This is a genomic window from Nitrospira sp. T9 (assembly GCF_052156535.1).
Taxonomy (GTDB): Bacteria; Nitrospirota; Nitrospiria; order Nitrospirales; family UBA8639; genus Nitrospira_E.
Genome location: NZ_JBQKUP010000036.1, coordinates 143,523 through 164,007 on the forward strand (window position 1 = coordinate 143,523; position 20,485 = coordinate 164,007).

The 20,485-nt window shown below is 48.7% G+C and carries 18 protein-coding genes and 2 tRNA genes; 17 read left to right on the forward strand and 3 right to left on the reverse strand.

From position 1 onward, the window contains the following. Positions 1-32: 32 nt before the first annotated feature. Positions 33-842 (reverse strand): tetratricopeptide repeat protein, encoded by an 810-nt coding sequence (locus ACTRXD_RS12535; RefSeq protein ID WP_442432140.1) that lies wholly within the window; start codon positions 840-842, stop codon positions 33-35. A gap of 179 nt (positions 843-1,021) precedes the next feature. Here ACTRXD_RS12535 and ACTRXD_RS12540 point away from each other — a divergent pair. From ACTRXD_RS12540 to ACTRXD_RS12620, 17 genes are all read left to right on the forward strand, one after another. Then, positions 1,022-1,097: transfer RNA gene (locus ACTRXD_RS12540), tRNA-Val, on the forward strand. 117 nt (positions 1,098-1,214) lie between these two features. Next, positions 1,215-1,293: transfer RNA gene (locus tag ACTRXD_RS12545), tRNA-Asp, on the forward strand. Between the two features lie 193 nt (positions 1,294-1,486). After that, complete coding sequence (locus ACTRXD_RS12550; protein WP_442432141.1) at positions 1,487-2,098, forward strand: MotA/TolQ/ExbB proton channel family protein; 612 nt, start codon at positions 1,487-1,489, stop codon at positions 2,096-2,098. Continuing rightward, complete coding sequence (locus ACTRXD_RS12555; protein WP_442432142.1) at positions 2,095-2,535, forward strand: biopolymer transporter ExbD; 441 nt, start codon at positions 2,095-2,097, stop codon at positions 2,533-2,535. Before ACTRXD_RS12550 ends, ACTRXD_RS12555 begins: the two co-directional genes overlap by 4 nt. Positions 2,536-2,666: 131 nt before the next feature. Beyond that, positions 2,667-4,043, forward strand: coding sequence for a TonB family protein (locus ACTRXD_RS12560; protein WP_442432143.1), 1,377 nt, complete (start codon positions 2,667-2,669; stop codon positions 4,041-4,043). 18 nt (positions 4,044-4,061) lie between these two features. Next, positions 4,062-5,417, forward strand: coding sequence for a Tol-Pal system beta propeller repeat protein TolB (gene tolB, locus ACTRXD_RS12565; RefSeq protein WP_442432144.1), 1,356 nt, complete (start codon positions 4,062-4,064; stop codon positions 5,415-5,417). A 44-nt stretch (positions 5,418-5,461) separates the two neighbouring features. Then, a complete protein-coding gene (locus tag ACTRXD_RS12570; protein WP_442432145.1) occupies positions 5,462-6,418 on the forward strand; it encodes an OmpA family protein in 957 nt (318 codons plus the stop codon). 49 nt (positions 6,419-6,467) lie between these two features. Next, on the forward strand, positions 6,468-8,246 hold the full coding sequence (locus ACTRXD_RS12575; protein WP_442432146.1) for a hypothetical protein: 1,779 nt from the start codon (positions 6,468-6,470) through the stop codon (positions 8,244-8,246). Positions 8,247-8,404: 158 nt separating this feature from the next. Beyond that, positions 8,405-9,310, forward strand: coding sequence for a tol-pal system protein YbgF (gene ybgF / locus ACTRXD_RS12580; protein WP_442432147.1), 906 nt, complete (start codon positions 8,405-8,407; stop codon positions 9,308-9,310). A 58-nt stretch (positions 9,311-9,368) separates the two neighbouring features. Further along, positions 9,369-11,159 carry a DNA mismatch repair endonuclease MutL gene (gene mutL / locus ACTRXD_RS12585; protein WP_442432148.1) on the forward strand — a complete coding sequence of 597 codons (1,791 nt, stop codon included), beginning with the start codon at positions 9,369-9,371 and terminating at the stop codon, positions 11,157-11,159. Between the two features lie 20 nt (positions 11,160-11,179). Continuing rightward, on the forward strand, positions 11,180-12,205 hold the full coding sequence (miaA, locus tag ACTRXD_RS12590; RefSeq protein WP_442432149.1) for a tRNA (adenosine(37)-N6)-dimethylallyltransferase MiaA: 1,026 nt from the start codon (positions 11,180-11,182) through the stop codon (positions 12,203-12,205). Between the two features lie 137 nt (positions 12,206-12,342). Continuing rightward, positions 12,343-13,281, forward strand: coding sequence for an S-methyl-5'-thioadenosine phosphorylase (gene mtnP, locus ACTRXD_RS12595; protein ID WP_442432150.1), 939 nt, complete (start codon positions 12,343-12,345; stop codon positions 13,279-13,281). Between the two features lie 5 nt (positions 13,282-13,286). Further along, on the forward strand, positions 13,287-14,201 hold the full coding sequence (locus ACTRXD_RS12600; RefSeq protein ID WP_312742264.1) for a PfkB family carbohydrate kinase: 915 nt from the start codon (positions 13,287-13,289) through the stop codon (positions 14,199-14,201). A gap of 64 nt (positions 14,202-14,265) precedes the next feature. Next, on the forward strand, positions 14,266-15,183 hold the full coding sequence (locus tag ACTRXD_RS12605; RefSeq protein WP_442432151.1) for a helix-turn-helix domain-containing protein: 918 nt from the start codon (positions 14,266-14,268) through the stop codon (positions 15,181-15,183). Between the two features lie 387 nt (positions 15,184-15,570). After that, positions 15,571-16,032 (forward strand): c-type cytochrome, encoded by a 462-nt coding sequence (locus tag ACTRXD_RS12610; RefSeq protein WP_442432152.1) that lies wholly within the window; start codon positions 15,571-15,573, stop codon positions 16,030-16,032. Between the two features lie 194 nt (positions 16,033-16,226). Then, positions 16,227-16,430, forward strand: coding sequence for a hypothetical protein (locus tag ACTRXD_RS12615; protein ID WP_312742270.1), 204 nt, complete (start codon positions 16,227-16,229; stop codon positions 16,428-16,430). A gap of 44 nt (positions 16,431-16,474) precedes the next feature. Continuing rightward, positions 16,475-17,344, forward strand: a complete 870-nt coding sequence (locus ACTRXD_RS12620) for a HEAT repeat domain-containing protein (RefSeq protein WP_442432153.1) — start codon at positions 16,475-16,477, stop codon at positions 17,342-17,344. Positions 17,345-17,570: 226 nt separating this feature from the next. On the opposite strand, the gene ACTRXD_RS12625 is transcribed toward ACTRXD_RS12620, so the two are convergent. Beyond that, complete coding sequence (locus ACTRXD_RS12625; RefSeq protein ID WP_442432154.1) at positions 17,571-17,996, reverse strand: hypothetical protein; 426 nt, start codon at positions 17,994-17,996, stop codon at positions 17,571-17,573. 262 nt (positions 17,997-18,258) lie between these two features. Beyond that, positions 18,259-20,412, reverse strand: a complete 2,154-nt coding sequence (gene glgP, locus ACTRXD_RS12630) for an alpha-glucan family phosphorylase (RefSeq protein WP_442432155.1) — start codon at positions 20,410-20,412, stop codon at positions 18,259-18,261. Positions 20,413-20,485 lie beyond the last annotated feature (73 nt).

The following is a 20,485-nucleotide window of genomic DNA, read 5'->3' on the forward strand; positions in this document are numbered from 1 at the left end:
CCACCAAATCTGGTTAAGCGACTGAACCCATACTATTTTTCCTCTCCTTTATCCTGAACCGCTGGATTTTCAGGACTGCTTTTCTCGGTTCCACCCAGGTCATTTGTTTCCGATGAAGGCGAATCTTTGGCTTCTTCGGGCGCTAATACTTCCACCCGGAGAGCGGCTTCCGAGGCAAACGGAGATAAAGGAAATTCCTGGATAACCTTTTTATACTGCTCCACCGCTTCAGCAATATTTTCATCCGCCTCTGCAATCTTCGCCAGCTCAAAAACTACCTGGTCTTTATTTAACGCATGTGGATTGGCCAGCACTGCGTCAAAAGCTTTTAGGGCGGCCTCTCGATTGCCATTAAGTAAATAGGCAAACCCCAATCGTTGCTGAACTAACCCGAGGAGGATATGATTCTGCCCATATTCCTTGACCCATGAAGTATAGACATCTATCGCCCCTTGATAATTTTTTTCCTCAATCATACTGTTTCCCAATAAAAAAGAGGAAACTCCCGCGCTAGGCGTACCTGGAAATTGATCAAGAATTTCTTTGAACATGCCTGAAGCCTTTTGAATATTCTCTTGGCCTTTTTTGACATCATCCAGAGGACGATCCAAATAGACCGTTTGCGCCTGGCCTTCTAATTCCCAGGCATGTTCTTGATTATTTTGATTGAGCCAGATCAATGTCACAATCGCCACAATCACCGCCAGAATAAGAAAAATTCCTCCCCACACCAAAGCTCGGTTCTCTTCGACAAAAAACAAAAACCGTTCTTTACTGGACAGAAACTGAGCTGATTCCACCATCGGAGTTTTATTGCCAAGGTCTTTAATTTTATATCCCATAATTATTTTTCCCTCTCGTCACAGGACGACCACATTTTTTCTGGAATGACGCATTGATTTAGGCGTGATGCCTTATACCCACGTGCCCTGATCATGTCAAACGTATTCCACACTATTCCATTTGAGTTGACAAGGTCTAACTCACTGTTATAATAGAATAATTGTAGTGTTTTATTTTTAGGCGGATAGCTCAGCTGGCAGAGCGCTGCCTTTACACGGCAGATGTCGCAGGTTCGATCCCTGTTCCGCCTACCAAATATATTTTTTTGGCTTATAGTCTTCTTGATCTGATATATTACGAAATTCTTCATCGACTCCATTTCCTCTTTGAATGAATGTGTGGGCTATTTGCCCAAGATCAAAAAAATTTTCGGGGCCGTCGTTCAGCTAGGTTTAGGACGCCAGATTGTCAATCTGGAGGTCGCGGGTTCAAATCCCGTCGGCCCCGCCATACCTCATCTCGCAGTGGTTTATTTCTGTATCAATTATCCCCTGTTTAGATTCTGATCAGCCTAGAGGAGGTCGAAAAACAATCTATGACCTTTGCTGCCAATCCCTCTGAGTTCTTTGGATCGTTGGGCCTGCTATCAATTGTCATTCTTTTTATCCTGTCAACTTTTTCCGTGATTTCATGGGGAATCATCGTGAATAGATTCAGGCGATTTAGTCGCATTCGACAGGAAGAATCCCAATTTTTACAATTGTATGAACAAAATCCCATCGACCAGCACACCTTAAGAAGCCAGGCTCAAACATTAACTTACAGCCCAAGCTCAGTGGTGTATTTGGGCATTACCGACCGCTTGCCAGAATCCTCCGATCTCTTCACTTCGAGACCTTCCATGGAGGCAAAACAGGCAGAGCGCTCCCCTAACCGACAGTATTTGGAAAAAGTCGCTCAATACATCATCCAGAACCAAATCGGCCAACAGGAAGCCTATTTACCTTTTTTGGCGACCACAGGAAATCTGACTCCATTTATTGGCCTCCTCGGAACCGTCTTGGGCATTATCAATGCCTTCCATGAAATCGGGCTTCAAGGTTCAGCGAGCATTGCCGCAGTTGCTCCTGGAGTCTCTGAAGCACTTGTCGCCACTGCTGCTGGGCTATTTGCCGCAATTCCTGCTGTGATGGCCTACAACTATTTTCTCTCTAGAATTCGAAGAATGTCCTTCAGAGTCGAGGCGTTTACAATTGAATTTCTCAATACGATAGAAGAAGCGGAAAAAGCCTATGAGGTGGAAGTTACCCGATGAATAGTGGATCAAAGCCTCGGCAATTTCTCTCTGAAATCAATGTCATTCCTCTCGTCGATGTCGTCCTAGTTCTCTTGGTGATTTTCATGGTTACCGCCCCGATGTTGCATCGGGGCTTAGACATTAACCTCCCGACAACAACTGCCAACAATATCAAAGCCGAAGAACGATTGATTGTGACAATTCAGCGGGATCACACGTTATCCCTCGGCAACGACACGATTAGTTTGGTCAATTTACGAGCCAAGCTTCAAGAAGCCAAAACCTCAAATCCCTTGATTTCAGTGTATCTGCGAGCGGACCAAACGGTTCCATATGGAACTGTTGTACAGGTCATGGATGAGGTAAAAGGGGCCAAAATTGAACGTCTCGGAATGATTACCGGCCCGAAGACTGAAACACTAATCGAGGATGAGACCATCGGGATTTCCCGCTAAGCGTTTGACCAATGGGACATGCTGAATCCCCAAGTTTAATTTCCTTGGGGCTCTCTACTGACGTTTCTCAAAAAGATGCCTCATTCCGTTGGGGACTCGCCACCTCAGGTCTTTTCCATGCTGTCGTCATCATGATGGCACTTTTCCTGCGATTTCAATCGACAGTTGAGGAACCTCTTCGAGCCATTGATGTCACTCTTATTTCTGTACCGGAGGCACAAGCTCCGGCTCCAAGCCAAAAAAAATCTTCTCCTCCACCGCCATCCCAACAAAAATCCCAACCAACAAAAAAAACAGAACCAACAAAGACGCAACCAATAGACCCCCCCCTTCCTCCTTTGCCGGTCCCAAAAGCCTCCGAGCGATTATCGGAATTCATGGAAGGGGCTGTTGGCTCAATCATGATGCCTCACAAACAAGAAATGACTTCACCAACATCCCCGCCGCCCCCCATAAACGAACAATCTCCATCGAATGACCAGTCACCATTGTTTGAAAACCTTCGAATGCCCCCTATTGCTCCACAAATTTCACGCCCGGAACGTTTACATCCCTCACAACCCTTAGTCATTCCCAAACCTGTTCCAACTCCAGCGCCATCTCCTAAAGAGGCTGCGCCCCCAACAACGGTTCCTCCCGAGCCTCAAGGTTCGGAATCACAACCTCAGGTTCCTAAAATTGAACCAACTGTTAAGCTAGCTCCTGTGCTACCGGAATTGAGGTCGGTGACCCCATTCAGGACAACCAAAAAAGAAAAAAAACCCAACGACGCTTCTCCATTAAACAATCTTGAGGAATCTCTCAAACGAACCATCCCAACAGTTCCGATACCTGCGCCAACTCCAAAAATCAAAAAACAGCACAAAACCATTACACCAAAACAGGAAAAGCCTTTCGTCCCTGAAGTCTCCCCTCCTCAATTAGCCCAAATCTCTCCCTCCCCACCACTGGAAAAAGCTCCACCACGTGAGAAAATGTCAGATATGATGAAGCAATTACTGGAAGAAGCTAGAGTCCCAAATTTACAATCGTCTCCACCCGCACCACCCTCTCAACAACCATTGCCCACTTCTTCCACATCAACCCAACCGGTCCAGTCGGAAATTGATCAACAAATTGCAAAATTATCTATTCCCAATGTCACACCCGTCGAATCAATCAAGGAAAGACTCCAACGGCTCGAAGTGCAGCCCAACTCAAAACCAGGCCAATCGTCGTCTCCGGCTTCCCCTGGCAAAAACCAATATTTGGCGATGGTCGAGGACAGAATTGACCACGAGTGGAGAGCCCTTCCACTGGTCACAAACCCTCCGGTTGTGGTCCTCAAATTCCGCATTTCCCGATTTGGAGAAATTTCTAATATTCACATTGATGAAAGTTCAGGAAACGGGAACTATGACTCCGCAGCCAAACGGGCGGTATCTGCCGTGAACCCATTACCACCTTTTCCACCAGACATTTCCGATTCATTCTTCGAAGTACGATTTCGATTCATCAAAAAAGATTAGAAGGACACCGGCTATATTATGAAGAAAGCACTCAACCCTTTGTATGCCATTCTGGCTCTTCTCGCCTTTTCTGTTATTTCCGTCTCACCGGCCTCTCATGGGGAGGAAGCGGATCTCAAAGCCACACGTTCAGAGTTCCAAAAAATCCCGATTTGGGTAATGGGGTTCTCGCCTGTTCAACAAGATACCGGCCTTTCAGAAGACCTCGAATCCCAAGTCGCTTCGGTCCTAAAAGCGGATCTCAAACGCTCACAAATATTTTCGATAGCTGAATTACCTCCTGCCAAAGGGGATTTTTCTGACAATAAATGCATGAGTCTTTCTTCAAATTTGGCTCCGCACTTCCAAAAGGTAACAGTCTCTACCTGGGGGAGAATAGGTGTAGGAGGGACGTCGAGCGGAGTTCAAGGACTCATTCTCGATGCCTGCGCATTTGATCCCGGACAACAGGATGTGTTGACCGGAAAACGGTACTTTTCCCTTAAAACGACAGAAACCCTCACTCGCTTAATGGCTCACCGATGGGCGGACGAACTGGTTTATCGGTATACCGGCGAGCAGGGCATTGCCAGAACGAAAATCGCATTTGTGGGTCAAAAGGAGAATGGACGAGAGCTTTTCGTCATGGATTACGATGGATATAATCCGCAACAGGTTACCGCCGATGGGTATTTAAACCTCATGCCGACCTGGGCTCCGGACCGGAAATCCCTCATTTACACTGCCTATCGTGACCGGAAACAACTGATTATAAAAAGAGAGCTGGCTACCGGTCGGGAGGAAGTTTTAGTGTCGCCAGCCAGTCTGAACATCACAGCCACCTTTGCTCCTAATGGAAAATCTATAGCCTATTCTGCGGCCCAAGATGGCAACTCGGACATTTATCAGATAGAATTGGACAGTAGAAGCGTGAAGCAGTTAACCTCCCATAATAGCGCAGATTTGTCCCCGTCATGGTCTCCCGACGGGCGACATCTGGCCTTCACCTCAGACCGGGGAGGCCGCCCCCAAATTTACATCATGGATGCCGATGGCTTGAACGCCCGTCGATTAACCTATGATGGAGACTATAACGCGGCGCCAGCTTGGTCTCCAAAAGGAGATTGGATCGTTTATGTGTGTCGGATACCAAATGAGGGATTTAAATTATGCCGCATCAGTCCGAATGGGGAACAGCGGAAACAAATCACCAACGGGCAAAGTATTGATGACTCGCCTTCCTGGGCTCCCAATGGACGCCATATTGTTTTTAGTTCGATTCGAAGAGGAGAGAGTCAATTATACATCATCACTAGCGAGGGGGCAGGATTGGAGAAAATTTCCTCGGCAGGCGAACATCTCAGCTCTCCCTCCTGGTCGCCGTTTCAACCATAATTAACCAGACACCAACCGTGATAGTCCAAAAAAGGAGTCGTTCCATGCGTCCAGCCATTCATATGATTTCACTACTTGGCATTCTCAGTCTTTCACTCCTCAGCATTTCGGGATGTGGAGAAAAACGGATCCACGTCTCCACCGCTTCCGGCTCCCCAGGCGAAGAAACCGGGGCATCCGCGTCAGGCACTGATACGGCGGGGCTGGCAGGAACCTCCATCGATGAATCCCCCCTGCCGGGGCAAGGCACTTCCACCGATGAAGTTCAGGCAGAGGCGGTTCAACTACCCGCTCCGGTTGAACCTCCTAATTTTGGTTACGATCCCAACCACATGGATGAATCGTTCAAGCAGAATCTTCAAGCTGGAATCCCCTCTGAGCAAGACTCCGAAATTGGGAAAAGCAGTACCAGCTTATCGACACCGTTAAACGATGGAAATGACATCTCAACTCAATCCAGCTCTTCAAGTATGAACGGCTCACCTCACGACCAAACAGGAACGTCCCCCTTTACCTCCCAGACGGAATTCCAAAATGATCCTTCGAATTTGCCAAAGGACATGGAACCAATTCCTGAAACCTTTCAGGTAGCGAAAGCCGAGCCGTCAGAAATCATTCGAGAGCAGTTGGATAAAATTCAAGAGCAAGAATTGGCCACCGTTTCCGCCGGCTTAGAGGATGTATTTTTTCATTTTGATAGTTGGTCTCTCACCGCAGAAGCCAAGGATTCCCTTGAACGAGACATGACGTGGCTCAACAACGATCCCTCCTCATTGTTAATTATTGAAGGACATGCCGACCAGCGTGGAACGCAGGCCTATAACATGGTGCTCGGGAAAAAACGAGCCATGGCTGTTCGGGATTTCCTCTCTCAATTGGGGGTCGATCCTTCGCGATTGACCGTCATTTCTTATGGCAAAGACAAGCCCTTTTGCCAGGACACGACAGAAGTGTGCTACCAATTAAACCGACGGGGACATTTGCTTGTTCAAAATCAATAACTCCTTTTAATCGACCAGTTTTCGGAAAGCATGGAGGGATAATTCCAGAGTGAACATAGGGCGGACCTTGCAACATGTTTCAAGATTGTGGACATCGTCTTTTTCTCTCAATTGGATAGTGGTCTATGGCGTCTGTAGTTTATTGGGTACGGGTTGCGTGGCTCAGCAAGCTGATCTTGCCCGAATTCAAAAGGATTTAGAACAACAAATTGCCAAGATCAAAGAGGAAAAAAAGACCCTTGGCGTACAAGTTGATGAAACCAAGGCACAACTCATCAAGATGAATGAGGAAGCGCAAAAAACACGGGGCAATCTGGCTTCTATTAATCAAAAAGCCACGCTCCTCCAAGAAAAGGATGTGGCGAGTTTATACGGAAAACTTGAAGAAACTGAAAAAAGTATCCAGGACCTCAAAAAGGATTTTACCAACCAAACAGGGGCTTTGAAATCTGACGTCCAATCGATTCAATCAACAATTCAAACCCATGGGGAAGACCTCCAAACGGTAAAAACCCACAATACAAACCTCGCCCAACAGGTGGATGAAAACAATTCAGCGTTAACTACAAACATGGGCGAATTTCAGAATTCCCTTACCCAATTCAAGGAAACGCTGACCAGCCTCGGAGCGACGATTGGACAGGTCCAAACAGATTTGTCAGGACAACGTCAAGACCTGGGAACCGTGCAATCTCGCACAGAAAATTTGTCTGTTTCGATGCTCCAGGTTCAGAGAGGTCTAGAGAAATCCGGAGAGTTGTTCAATGCCAGACTTGAAGAGGAATCAAAACAAATCACTCAGCTGGAAAATCAGGTCACTACTCTGCAAGAGAAACTTACTGCCGATACCCAAGCCCTTCGTTCCTATCTGGAACAAGACGTAAAAGCCTCTATGGCGGGGTTAGTTGCCGATATAAACGCCCAGCAAGGCCCAATATTAGAGCAGATTGACTACTTACAAAAAGATATGGAAGCACTGGGAACGCACGTGCAAGCGGATGCCTCCCACGTGCAGGATCTATCCCAATCAGTTCTCAAGCTCCGCGAAGCCCAGGAAGTCATGGGAAGTTTACTCGGGAAACGCGGAGATGAAATTATTCAACAAGCGGGACGAATTTCGGAACGCATGAATATGATTGAATCACACCAAACCGCACTGACCGAACAACTTCAATCCAATACCCAAAAAACGTCAGCCCATCTAGCCGAGGTAAATGCCAGCCTCACCTCCATTACTCAAGCACTTGACCAAACCAGGCAATCCCTCTCCAATCGCCTGACCAAACAAGAAGAAACAGGACAAACACTCAATCAGTCGGTTCAACAAATCCAACAGTTGAAGCGAGATGTCCAGGACCAAAAGCAACAAGCGCAGGCGGTCAGCCAGGTTGCCGATCAGCTCAACCAGACGGTCGAGCGCATTGGCTCACGATTAAAAGACCTGGAGACTCATCAATCTGGGCTGGTGGGGAAAATTGACTCTGACACCCAGATGACGAATACCCACCTCCAAGAAGTCAACAGCGGAATTCAATCAGTTGCCCAAGCATTGGAAAATGTCAGTACGAAGTTGAATGCCCGAATTGAAAGCCAGGAACAGCGGCTGAATCGAGCCATGACCTCTTTCCAACAGGTCCAGGGAACCGCTGATACCTCACAAAACAATCTGACTCACCTCAATCAGTTAACAGAAACCGTCAATAAGTTGCGCGATGTGATTAATACCATTGGGACCAAATTAGGCGAGCGGGTAGACCAGCATGAAGATCGTCTAGGCCAATTGGCCCAGAGAGTCAATCACTTGCAAAGCCCCAAACCCCAAAAATAGGGTATATCATCACTTAATATTCTCAAAGAAAGGCCGACTATACCTCTATACTGTCAAAGACCCCTTTGTCTAAACTCCCTGGCAATTGATAAGATATGAGGCGGAGGGTAACTGACCCCCTGATTTCAAACATTATTTGTTGCCGAAACCGGAATTTCATGACTCCAAAATTTTCCAATATGGCCATCTTTATTGGGTTAGCCCTCACGGGGGGATGGGGTTGCGCAACCGAACCCAACCTGACTGACATCCAAAAACAAGTTCAAACCCTCATCATCCAACAGGAAGCGTCCCACAAGCAGGAACAACAAATTCTCGACCGGATGGAGACGGTTGAATCGCAATTGGACGAACATGATTTCTTAGTGGGTGAACTCATCAAAACAGAAGAAGAAGCCAGTCTGGATACTCGACACCTTCTGGAAAAGCTCGAACGGACCAGTACACTGCTCCGAGACCAAATCGAACAAACGCGCTCCACTACCCAACGCCGTGATCAGGACATGTCCATTCGGGTAAAGGCTCTGGAAAGCCGAATAGACAATGTGATCCATCAACCTCGATCTGTGTCAGAATCCCCTGAAGTCACGACTCCTAACCCCACAGGCCCTTCGTCCGATCCGAAAGCAACCCAGACAGGAATCCCCGCATCACCTACCTCTTCTAAAGGAAGCGCGGGAGCAGAAAACGAGGCATCGGCCTTTCGGTCAGCCTATAAAGTTTACCTCAACGGAAATTATGAACGGGCCTCGGTGGAATTCCAACGATTTGTCACAAACTATCCTTCGACCACCTTAACCCCTCAGGCCTACTACTATCTTGGGGAGTCGTTCTACGTGCAAAAACAGTATGACCCTGCCAAGCAAGCCCTAGAGCAAGTCATCAGCCGCTATCCAAGCAGCAAATATCGGAGTCACGCTTTGTACAAGCTCGGACAGATTATGCTTGAAATCGATCAACGATCAAAAGCTCAGGAACTGTGGAACTCCATCATCCAAGATTACCCAGATTCACCAGAATCCACACAAGCGAAGGAACAATTAAAAAAATCTGGGCTGTCTTGATTCTCCGCAAGTCTTCGCATTCTATTGTTCACCCTAATCACCCCGTGCTTGGAATCCCATGCTTTCGACCGTAACTGGAAAAGTTCAAATCCTTCCAGACAGCGTGTCATGTCGTATTGCCGCAGGAGAAGTGGTTGAACGACCAGCCTCCGTGGTGAAGGAACTGGTCGACAACAGCCTGGATGCTGGCAGCACGTTGATCACCGTGGAGGTCGAAGAAGGTGGTCGACGTGTCATTCGCGTCATCGATAATGGGACAGGCATGACGCGAATAGATGCCCAACTGGCCTGTCAACGTTTTGCAACCAGCAAACTTCGATGCGAAGACGATCTTTTGACACTCCTGACGATGGGATTCCGAGGGGAAGCTCTTCCCAGCATTGCCTCCATTTCTCGTTTTTGCTTGAGGACCGTTCCACGCGATAGCACGCTTGGCACCCAAACACAGTCCACGGGTGGCGTGACATGGGAGGTTCAAGACTATACCGGACCTCAAGGCACTCAAGTGGAGGTGCGTGATCTCTTTTTTAATACTCCAGGACGGCTGAAATTTCTCAAGACCGTTCCCACTGAATTTTCTAAAATCTGTTATGTCGTCCAACAGGCGGCAGCCGTGCATCCAGAGATCCACTTCCGATTACGCCACCAGAACCATAAGGTGCTGGAGTACCCCGCCGTGCCCTCGCTGCAAGATCGATTATTACAGATCTACGGACCAGACTTCCTTGAGCGCTTTCTCCCCGTCACCTATAACGCTGGTTCATTTCAACTTACGGGGTATACGGTCAGTCCTCACCATGCACGAGCGTCTCGTGCGCCACAGGAAATTTTTGTCAATGGACGCCCTATAAAGAATTCGACCATATCCCATGCGGTGCTTGAAGCCTACGGATCCTTTTTACCAAAAGGGAAACATCCACAATTTACGGTATTTATCCATCTTGATCCCCAGTCAATCGATATCAATGTCCACCCGACCAAACGGGAGATTCGCTTCTCCCATCCAGAATTCATTCATACAAGCGTTCTTCGTGGCATCAAAGCTCTCTTTTTCACGCAACCCTCATCCGATATCCCCTCCGATGAACAGAAGGAAAAGACTGGGCCAGTTCCGCATTCTGTCAGGCCACCATCAGGGTCACTCACCGTCGCCCCGGCTCCTTTCCAGGATGCATCTGTATTCCCTAGAGGCGGCACCAATCGGCATCCCACGCTTTCTCTATTTGTCCAGGAACCGCCTGCTATCTATACGGGTAGGGAGCAGCCATACGATGTATATCCCCTTGGGCAGATTCATCATACGTATCTTCTCGGACAAATCGATCAAGACCTATTCATTGTCGATCAACACACGGCCCATGAACGGGTTCGTTTTGAGAGACTGCTTCGGTCATGGAAGAAAAAAGAAATTCTTCAACAACCCTTACTCATTCCGGAGCCGGTTGAACTTCTGCCACACCAGGGGGAATTATTGGAAGAATGGCTGCCCCTCCTAAGTCAAGCGGGATTGGAGGTGGAGCGATTTGGCACCACATCGTATGTTGTGCGAGCTATTCCAGCCATATTAGGAAATATATCCGTTGGACCCTTGGTCCTGGAATTATTGGATGAACTCTCAGAATGGCAATCAACAGATTCGCTGGACAACACGATTAAACCCATTCTGGCTACCATGGCCTGTCAAAGTGCCGTTCAAGCCGGACGACCTATGACGCAGCCGGAAATCACCATCCTTTTACAGGACTGGGCACAGGAAAATTTTCCCATGACCTGTCCTCATGGAAGGCGAGTGGCCGTTCGACATTCCCTGGAAGAATTGCACACCATATTTGCCCGTCCATTAAAATAATTTTTATTCGTTGATGGTTCATGAAACAAGCCGACATCATCTCAGCATGGAAACCCGTCGTCGCCATTGCGGGACCCACCGCAATCGGAAAAAGCCGTATCGGGATTGAAGTCGCTAAAATTCTCAACACGGAAATTTTAACGGCAGACTCCCGACAGGTTTATCGTGGCATGGACATCGGCACCGACAAACCCTCAATAGCCGAGCAACGGAATATTCCGCATCGCTTAATCGATCTCGTCGATCCAGACCAATCCTTTAATGCCGGTGACTTCAGGCGTCACGCCATCCAAGACATTGCCCGCCTGCATCGCCTGGGTCTCCTGCCTCTTGTCATCGGAGGCACCGGGCTTTATATCCGAGCCCTCTTACGAGGTCTTTGCCCTGGTCCACCGGCTAATTGGCTGATTCGGAGTGAATTAGCCCAAGAAGCCAAAATGCAAGGACCCGCTTTTCTTTATGAAAAGCTTCAGCAAGTGGATCCCGAACTCGCACAACGGCTACATCCCAATGACCAGCCCAAGGTCCAGCGCGCACTTGAAGTGTATCGCATTCTTGGCACGCCGCTATCGGTCATCCAGCAACGACACCGATTTGACGAAGCGCCCTATCCCTATTTATTAATTGGGCTCACCATGAAACGCCAGACCCTCTATCAGCGAATAGAAACCCGCGTCGATTGGGAAATTCAAAAAGGGCTTGTGGAAGAAACGCAATCCCTCATGAGTCAAGGCTTTCCTCGAGAACTCGGTTCCATGAAAGGGCTGGGCTATCGACAATTTTCAGGATTTTTAGCAGGGGACTATTCTTATGAAGAGGCTGTGCGATTATTAAAACGCGATACCCGTCACTTCGCCAAACGACAAATGACCTGGTTTCAGAAAGAATCTGAGATCCAGTGGATGACATTGGAAGAGTCAGACATCCCTGATCGAGCGGCCGCCAAAATCGTGGACCATATCAATCAGTTTCTCTCTACCTTCGAAAATTTACCCCTTCCTGCGGAAGCAACGTCCCATTTAAAATCCACTCAATCGTCGGGTTAACCATACGGGACCATTCATGATACAATGCGGGAAATTTCGTTCCGTTGAGACATGAAAGACTCCCCATTAGTTGGGGTTAAATCAGCATGTCACCAAAACCACATGTCCTTCCCCTTTAATCAGAGAGACCCTTTCACATGACGGAGAACGAGGAAGCGAAGACTAAACGGCCCTCTTTACGTACCCAACAGGCCCAAATCGGGATTATCGGAGGCAGTGGATTATATGAAATGGACGGGTTTACCAATCTCAAAGAAGTCAGGATGGCCACCCCGTTTGGGAAGCCTTCTGACGCCATTATTTTGGGAACCTTGCATGGCATGCGAGTCGCCTTTTTGGCTCGTCACGGTCGAGGGCACCGCACGCTACCTACCGCCATAAATTATCGCGCAAATATTCATGCCCTCAAAGCCCTGGGTGTAACGCGGATATTTTCCATCAGTGCGGTGGGAAGCATGAAGGAATCCATTCGACCGGGGGATTTTGTCCTGCCTGATCAATTCATTGACCGAACCACTCAACGTGCCAATACGTTCTTCGACCAGGGGATTGTCGCACATGTGGCTTTTGCAGATCCTCTGTGTGGGACCTTATCGAGTGTGTTAGAAAAGGCTAGCCTTGGGGTCTCCGTTACGGTACACCGTCCGGGAACATACCTCTGCATAGAAGGCCCACAATTCTCCAGTCGAGCAGAATCGTTTCTCTACCGGCAATGGGGCGTTGATGTCATCGGGATGACAAATATTCCTGAAGCCAAATTGGCTCGTGAAGCCGAAATTTGCTATGCCACACTTGCGCTGGTCACGGATTATGATTGCTGGCACGAGACGGAAGATGCGGTTTCCGTTGGAGCCATTCTATCTATCATGCATCAAAATGTCGAAACCGCTAAAATCGTTCTGCGGCATGCGCTAGAACTTGCAAAAGACCTTGGGCCTTGCTCCTGTCAGACCGCATTGGAACACGCCGTCATCACCCCGCTCAATCGAATCAGTCCGGCCTTGCGAAAGCGGTATCAGCTTCTGTTACGGCGTCATTTATTATCGACCACCCTACACTCCAAAAAAAGGGCCTAATCATTATGGGAAATTTATTAGTAGTTGGATCCGTTGCTTTTGATTCTGTACGAACGCCGTTTGGCGAAGCCTCGAATGTGCTGGGAGGTTCCGCCACGTACTTTTCCACTTCGGCCTCTTTTTTTACAGATGTGAATCTCATTGCGGTCGTTGGTGAAGACTTTCCAAAAGAACATCTCGATTTTCTGCACAGTCGGGGTATCAATCTGGACGGATTAGAACAACGACCCGGAAAAACTTTTCGCTGGCGAGGAGAATATTCCTATCAACTCAACGAAGCTCAAACCCTGGAAACCCATCTCAATGTTCTGGAAACGTTTCGCCCGAAAATTCCCGACAGCTACCTCACGCCATCCGCATTGTTTCTGGGCAACATCGATCCAGAATTACAACTGGATGTCCTGAATCAAGTGAAGCGGCCCTCTATCGTGGCCTGCGATACCATGAACTTTTGGATTGAGGGGAAAAGGGAAGCGTTATGGAAAGTCCTTGAACATATCGATATCCTCGTCATAAATGACGGAGAGGCCCGTGCATTGGGCAATGACGCAAATCTCGTACAAGTGGCGAAACGAATCTTATCGCGCGGCCCCAAAACCCTGATAATTAAACGCGGAGAATATGGCGTCTTAATGTTTCATCAGCAGGAAATTTTCGGGGCTCCAGCCTATCCGCTGGAAGCGGTAAAAGATCCAACCGGCGCAGGCGACACTTTTGCCGGCGGCTTTATGGGGTACCTTTCTGCTACCGAAAATTATTCCCAAGCTGGGCTTCGACAGGCCATCATTTTTGGAAGTGTCATGGCGTCCTTCAATGTGGAGGAATTCAGCCTGGATCGACTCAGGCATTTAACCCGCGAAGAAATTGACAAACGATTTACATCGTTTAAACATCTGACTCATTTTGAAGATTTGTCATAGGACTCAGGATTTCGGAAGGCACACCTTTTACATGACGTGTGCCTTCCCATGACAAGTCAAATGCATGAATACCGGAAAGGCCTTTCCCATTCAGGATAACGCCATGGAAACTCTTGGGGGATTATTCCGACAGACCCGGGAACGACAACGTTTATCTTTGGAGCAGATCGCTTCCAGAACCCGCATTCAACAGCACCACCTTCATGCGCTTGAGGAAGAGGATTTCGCAAGCCTACCGGCCAAAGTGTTCGTCAAAGGATTCGTTCGCTCATATGCACGTGCGTTGGGACTGGATGAAGAAAATGCCATTCAGCTTTTCCTAACCTCCTCTAGCAATTTCTATGATCGCACCCAAGAAGAGGAACAACACATTCAAGTCACCTTACAAGCAGCCCATCGTAAACGATTCAATTGGAATTTTGTGGTCATCCTGTTTCTCGCCCTCGGTGGAATTCTCTTTTATCTGCTACCCGAACAGCAGGAACCCCTTCCACCCGCATCTGAATCCCAAACCTCTTTACCCATCAATGAAATCCAGAAGGAAGTCATACATGAGGCCGCACCCCCCATTGAAGAATTACCCGCCAGTGTTTCATCAGAAACCCCTGTCCACACCGAGGTGCTACAGCACACTTCTCCTCCCCCATCCGGCATCACACCTTCACCACCACCACCAGAGCCTCGACCGATATCCCCGACCTTGCCAGTTTCTCCCGTTCCTGAGAAGACCACAGGGACCGATGGAACGCTGGTCCTGGAAATCGAAGCCACTCAACTGACTTGGGTGGTGGTGCAGTCTGACGATCAGGCTCCGCATGAAGCCCTATTACAACCGGGGCAAAAAAGCATCTGGAAGGCGAACACCCAATACTTGCTCACGCTTGGGAACGCTGCCGGGGTGGTCATCCGCCTTAATGGAGAACCACAAGGTCCATTTGGAAAGCCAGGTCAGGTGGTCAGAGACATTCGCTTGAAGCCCTGACCTCGTAAACGAATGCCAAGGCTCCACATAATATTCCTCCCTCTCGCCTTCTAAAATTTTCCTACATTCGCATCGGCTTATTTACCGGATAAAGCTTAAGAAACCTCATTCCTTGCTATTGCACCTGTCTCAAATGTTCGAGTGAAGTGCCTCGTCAATCTATGTCCACAGCAACTCATATTCACTTCTTGACAGTCTAAAAAAGTGATTGATATGATGTCGGAGTTTGGGTGGCTTAAAGGCAACCTACCTTAAAAATATGTTATGATTATGAATAAGTTAGGTACACTCAAACGACACCACTCCGAAGAGGAAAAAAGGGGAAGCGATAATGCACCCTCATGTTTTTTACGGTCTCATCAACTCTGTTTAACCTAGGAGGCTTACATGACGTTTTCGATGAAAGTGCTTGGAACCTTAACCGCCGCCATGTTTTTGACCACGGGTTTGGCCATTGCCGGACCAGAGAAAGACCCCTTACCATCCCGTGTTCCAGCTGATAAACGGAGTGCAGCTAAAAAAGATAAAACAGACTTATACTCCAAGGCTGAAGATGCTTCTCCGGAAATCGTGGCGGAAGGGAAAGCTTTGTATGAGGGAAAAGGGACCTGCATTAACTGCCATGGCAAAGAAGGCAATGGCCAAGGTCCGGCAGGAGCCGTCTTAAATCCGGGTCCACGCGATTTCACCAATTGCAAATTTCACAAGAAACGGAAAGATGGCGAACTCATGTGGGTCATCAAGAATGGTAGCCCGGGCACCGGCATGGTTCCTTTAGTCCCAGCCACTATTAGTGAAGAAGAGGCCTGGAAGGTTATTGCGTACGAAAGAAGTTTCTGCAAAAAGTAGAGTAGTTATCTTCATGAAAACCCCCGCTGGGCTTGACCCAGTGGGGGTTTTTTTTTGAGAAGAACCTAACCCCTGCCAATAATGACGGTACCCCGTTGACACCATTCAAATCCCTTGACTAGACTCAACGAGGTAGAAGTAACCTATACCACTATTCGTCATTCAAATTTTTAGTGCAAGGAGAGCATAATCATATGGCTAAACGACGATCACTTCAGGAGGACGCAACCTCTCTAAAAGCCAAGGTCACGAAATCCCTAGCCAGCAGCGACAATCCTGAGGGAGATTCAGCCATTCGGTCATTACGGAAACGATTACGACGGGTGCAACGGAAGGTCCGAACCGCCAAACGGCGCGAGGAACACCGAAAATCAAAGAAAGTCGGGGCAGAGGCCTAGGATTCTGCAGATCGACCCTGAAGAGAATGTGGAGGAATTAAGTGATGCGAGACGACCAAAACAATATCGATGATGCATTTTCCGATCAAACGGAGGAGTTTGTATCGCTGGAAGGCAAGACAACCCTGCCTCAAGACGAACTAGTAGATGAAGTCTCAGAAGCCATCACGGCAGAAGCAGATGAAGAAACAACCGACACCGTCGCCTCTGCTGAAACCGAAGAAGGCGCAGAACAAGAAGAAGAGTTGGTCGAAGAGCAGGTCAAAGATGAAATAGATATTCAGATCGATCTCTTGAATGATTCAGAATGGGTCGTCCGACGGGAAGCAGTGATTACCCTGGGCGAAATGGGCGATGAACGCTGTGTCGAGCCCCTCGTTCGCTGCCTTCGAGACGGGGATTGGCAGGTTCGGGATGCCGCCGTTGAAGCCATTGCCATGATTGGGTCACCGGCCGTGGATCTGCTCCTTCGCTATATACGAGACTACGATGCTCGGAAATCAGTGATCAAAGCGTTGGGGAAGATCAACGATGAACGAGTCCTTGATCCGTTAATTTCGATGCTTCACAATGATGAATTTAAGGACGATGCGACCTGGGCGCTTGCAGAACTTGGACAACCCGCTGTTGGGCGGTTACTCGAATGCCTAAAGAATCAAGATGAAGTGATTAGAAAACAGGCCATTCTGGCTCTCGGAGAGATTAAGGATGCCAGTTGCGTGGATTTATTGATCGAACGCTTGCAAGACCCTGACTGGTTCATCCGACTCTCGTCAGCTGCCGCGCTGGAAAAAATCGGAGATCCTCGTGGCCGTGAGGCGATCAAACCCTTGATGAAAGATCCTGATCTGGTTGTGCGCTTACGCATCGAACGCATGTTGGCAGCATGGAAAAAGCAGGCTGTCACGGCTTAATCCTTTTTAAGCCCTTAGGGTTGCGAACAAACCTGAGCCCTCAATTGTCTGGACAATTGAGGGCTCTTTTTATGGGTTGAGTCCCATCACATCTTCCCGCCAGCACTCTTACATCCACATAAGAAACCGACGAAAGGATGGTCAGAAATGGACGAATCCGGAATAATAAGATGGGGCTGAAAACAACAAAGAACGCAACGGGCGGCGGGCTATTTAAACGCCTCAATCAAGGCATAACGGATTGCAATTCTTGACGAAGATCGTCCAACATGTGAGGAGGAAGGCTATGGCCTTGAGCCAGGCTTTGCTGGGCCTCTCGAATTTTCTGTTTAACGATTTTTATTTTTTGCGCCATGGGTCCTTGAGGGTCCAACTCAACCGCTTGGTCTAAATGGTGAAGTGCACGCTCAAACTCCTCTGACGCTTCCTTGAAATGATGATCTAACAGATACGCTCTCCCTTCCAAAAAGCCATCTTTTGCTGCCAGCATTTGTCTCTGCAAGTTGGTCTTCTGATCAAATCCAATCGTGTTCTCCAGGACTTGTCCCGACAAGTCTCGCAATCGTTGCTTCACCTCGTCCGGTTTTTGCCCTGTGTAATAACCCAATCCAAATACAATACCTAGCAGGATCAATATTCGTAAAACTTTCATAGTGGACCTCGCCGGCTCAGAATGCCTCCCGCTCTACCCTGATAGACATCGGCTCTAGTTCACTCCATGAATAAGACTGGAAGGGAAACTCATATCGATCGAGGAGAAACCGATGAGACAGGGAATGATGCACCATACGTAAGCCGATGGTATCACTGCATTGCAGAAGGTACAACTCTGACACGGGATACTCCATGACCTTCTGGGAAAAGAGTCAGGCTACCGCACATGAGCCGAAAGTTTATAGAACACGCTGAGAGATTCAAGCCAACTTTTCGTCTCGTGCCTTCCCTGCCTCCGAAAACAACGGCGTATAGGCACGCTTCACGTATTCTTTGAGCATGCGACGGGCACTAAACCGTGGAGCTGAAGTCCGAATGGAATTTTTGACGACAGTGCACCACCCATGTGGAACGCCATCAACACCACGGTCGTAATACAACGGAATCACCTCGTTTTCAAGCTTGGTGTAGAGGCCAACCATATCCAGGTCATCCTGGGCCCAATCACCAAGTGGCTCTTCAGGGAGAGGCACTGCCCAGCCATTGCTTCCATCATAGCCTTCTTTCCACCACCCATCCAACACGCTCAAATTAGGCACGCCATTTAAGGCGGCTTTCTGGCCGCTTGTCCCGCTCGCCTCTAATGGGGGGCGAGGATTATTGAGCCACACATCGACCCCTTGCACCAAAAATTTGGCCACATGCATATCGTAATCTTCGACAAAGGCAATATGGCCGCCCAGATGATGTGCTTTGGCAAATTGATAAATACGATGAATGAGTTCGCGCCCTGCCTGGTCGGCGGGATGAGATTTCCCGGCAAAGATAATTTGAACAGGCCGCCATGGATTCAACAGAATCTGTTTCAGCCGCTCCAGATCTGAAAACAACAACGTGGCCCGTTTGTAGGTAGCAAATCGTCGCGCAAATCCTAGGGTCAACGCATGCGGCTCAAGAAACGCCCCGCTTGCCAACACCTGGATAGGCTCCATCGTCCCATCCATCCAGCCTATCCGGGCACGCTGACGGATAAAGCTCAGCAGCTTTCGTTTCAGAAATTTCCGGACCTCCCATATTTCCTCATCCGGCACCTCCATCATCCTCTGCCACATGGTGGGGTCGTCACATCGTTCCCGCCAGTCAGATCCTAGATATGTTTGATACAACACATCCATCTCCTGAGCAATCCACGTGGGGACATGCACCCCATTGGTAACGCTATGAATAGGCACCTCATGCAGCGGCCGTTTCGGCCACAGAATGTGAAACATCCTTTTTGAGACCTGTTCATGTTCCTTGCTCACGCCATTAATGAACGATGCCAGACGAATAGGCAATGTCGTCATATGGAATTGATCCGGTGATAATTCCGGATGACGACCCAACGCCATAAAATCTTCCTGCGTGAGTCCTAACTCTTCCCACCACCAGTGACAATGCTCACGAATAAGATCTCCCGAAAAGACATCATGCCCGGCCGGGACAGGCGTATGGGTGGTAAATACCGTGCTCTGGCGAACCTGAGCGGACGCCTCCGGCAGGGACAGCCCTTGTAGAAGGTGTTCCCGCATCCGTTCGACCAGAAAAAAGGCCGGATGTCCTTCGTTGGCATGCCACACATCGGGATTACACCCCACTGCACGAAGGGCCCGTACACCGCCAATGCCCAACAACAACTCCTGGCAAAGCCGCGTGCGATGATCTCCTCCATAGAGCCGGGCAGTCAGATGACGATCTTCTGGTGAATTTTCCGGTGTATCGGTATCCAAAAGATACAGCGAAACCCGGCCCACTTGGATCTGCCAGATCACACAGGCGACCATTCGGGAACCCAATTGCACTTGAACCTTTGCCAAATCCCCGGCCGGTGTCCGTGCCAACTCAATCGGCATCATCATCGGGTCGACGGAATCATACACGGCTTCCTGCCAACCGTTAGTATCCACCACCTGCCGAAAATACGCCTGGCTATACATAAATCCGACAGCCACCAGGGGCACTCCCAGATCGCTGGCTTCTTTGAGATGATCCCCAGCCAGAATTCCCAATCCCCCGCTATACAGGGGAACGGAACGATGCAAACCAAATTCTGCGGAAAAATAGGCAATTGTGCGCCCCTGCCACTGTGGATACGTTCGCCCAAACCAGTGGTCCTTGGCCTCCATATAAACATGGAACGCCTTCATCGCCTCGCGATACAGGGAAAGAAACACCACATCTTTTCCGAGAGCCTCCAACCGATCAGAGGCAATCTTCTGCAATTGCTTAATGGGATCGTGATACGTCAGTCGCCAGAGCGTGGGATCAATATACGAAAAGACGGCCCGGCCTTCAGGAGACCAACTCCACCACACATTTTGAGCTAACTCAGAAAGATTACGAAATTCTTCCGTCAACGTACGAGTTTGATTCATAGGATATACTCACAAAAAGATGGCATCATCCAATGGCGAATAGTGAAGGACCTTCACCAACCATGGACACATG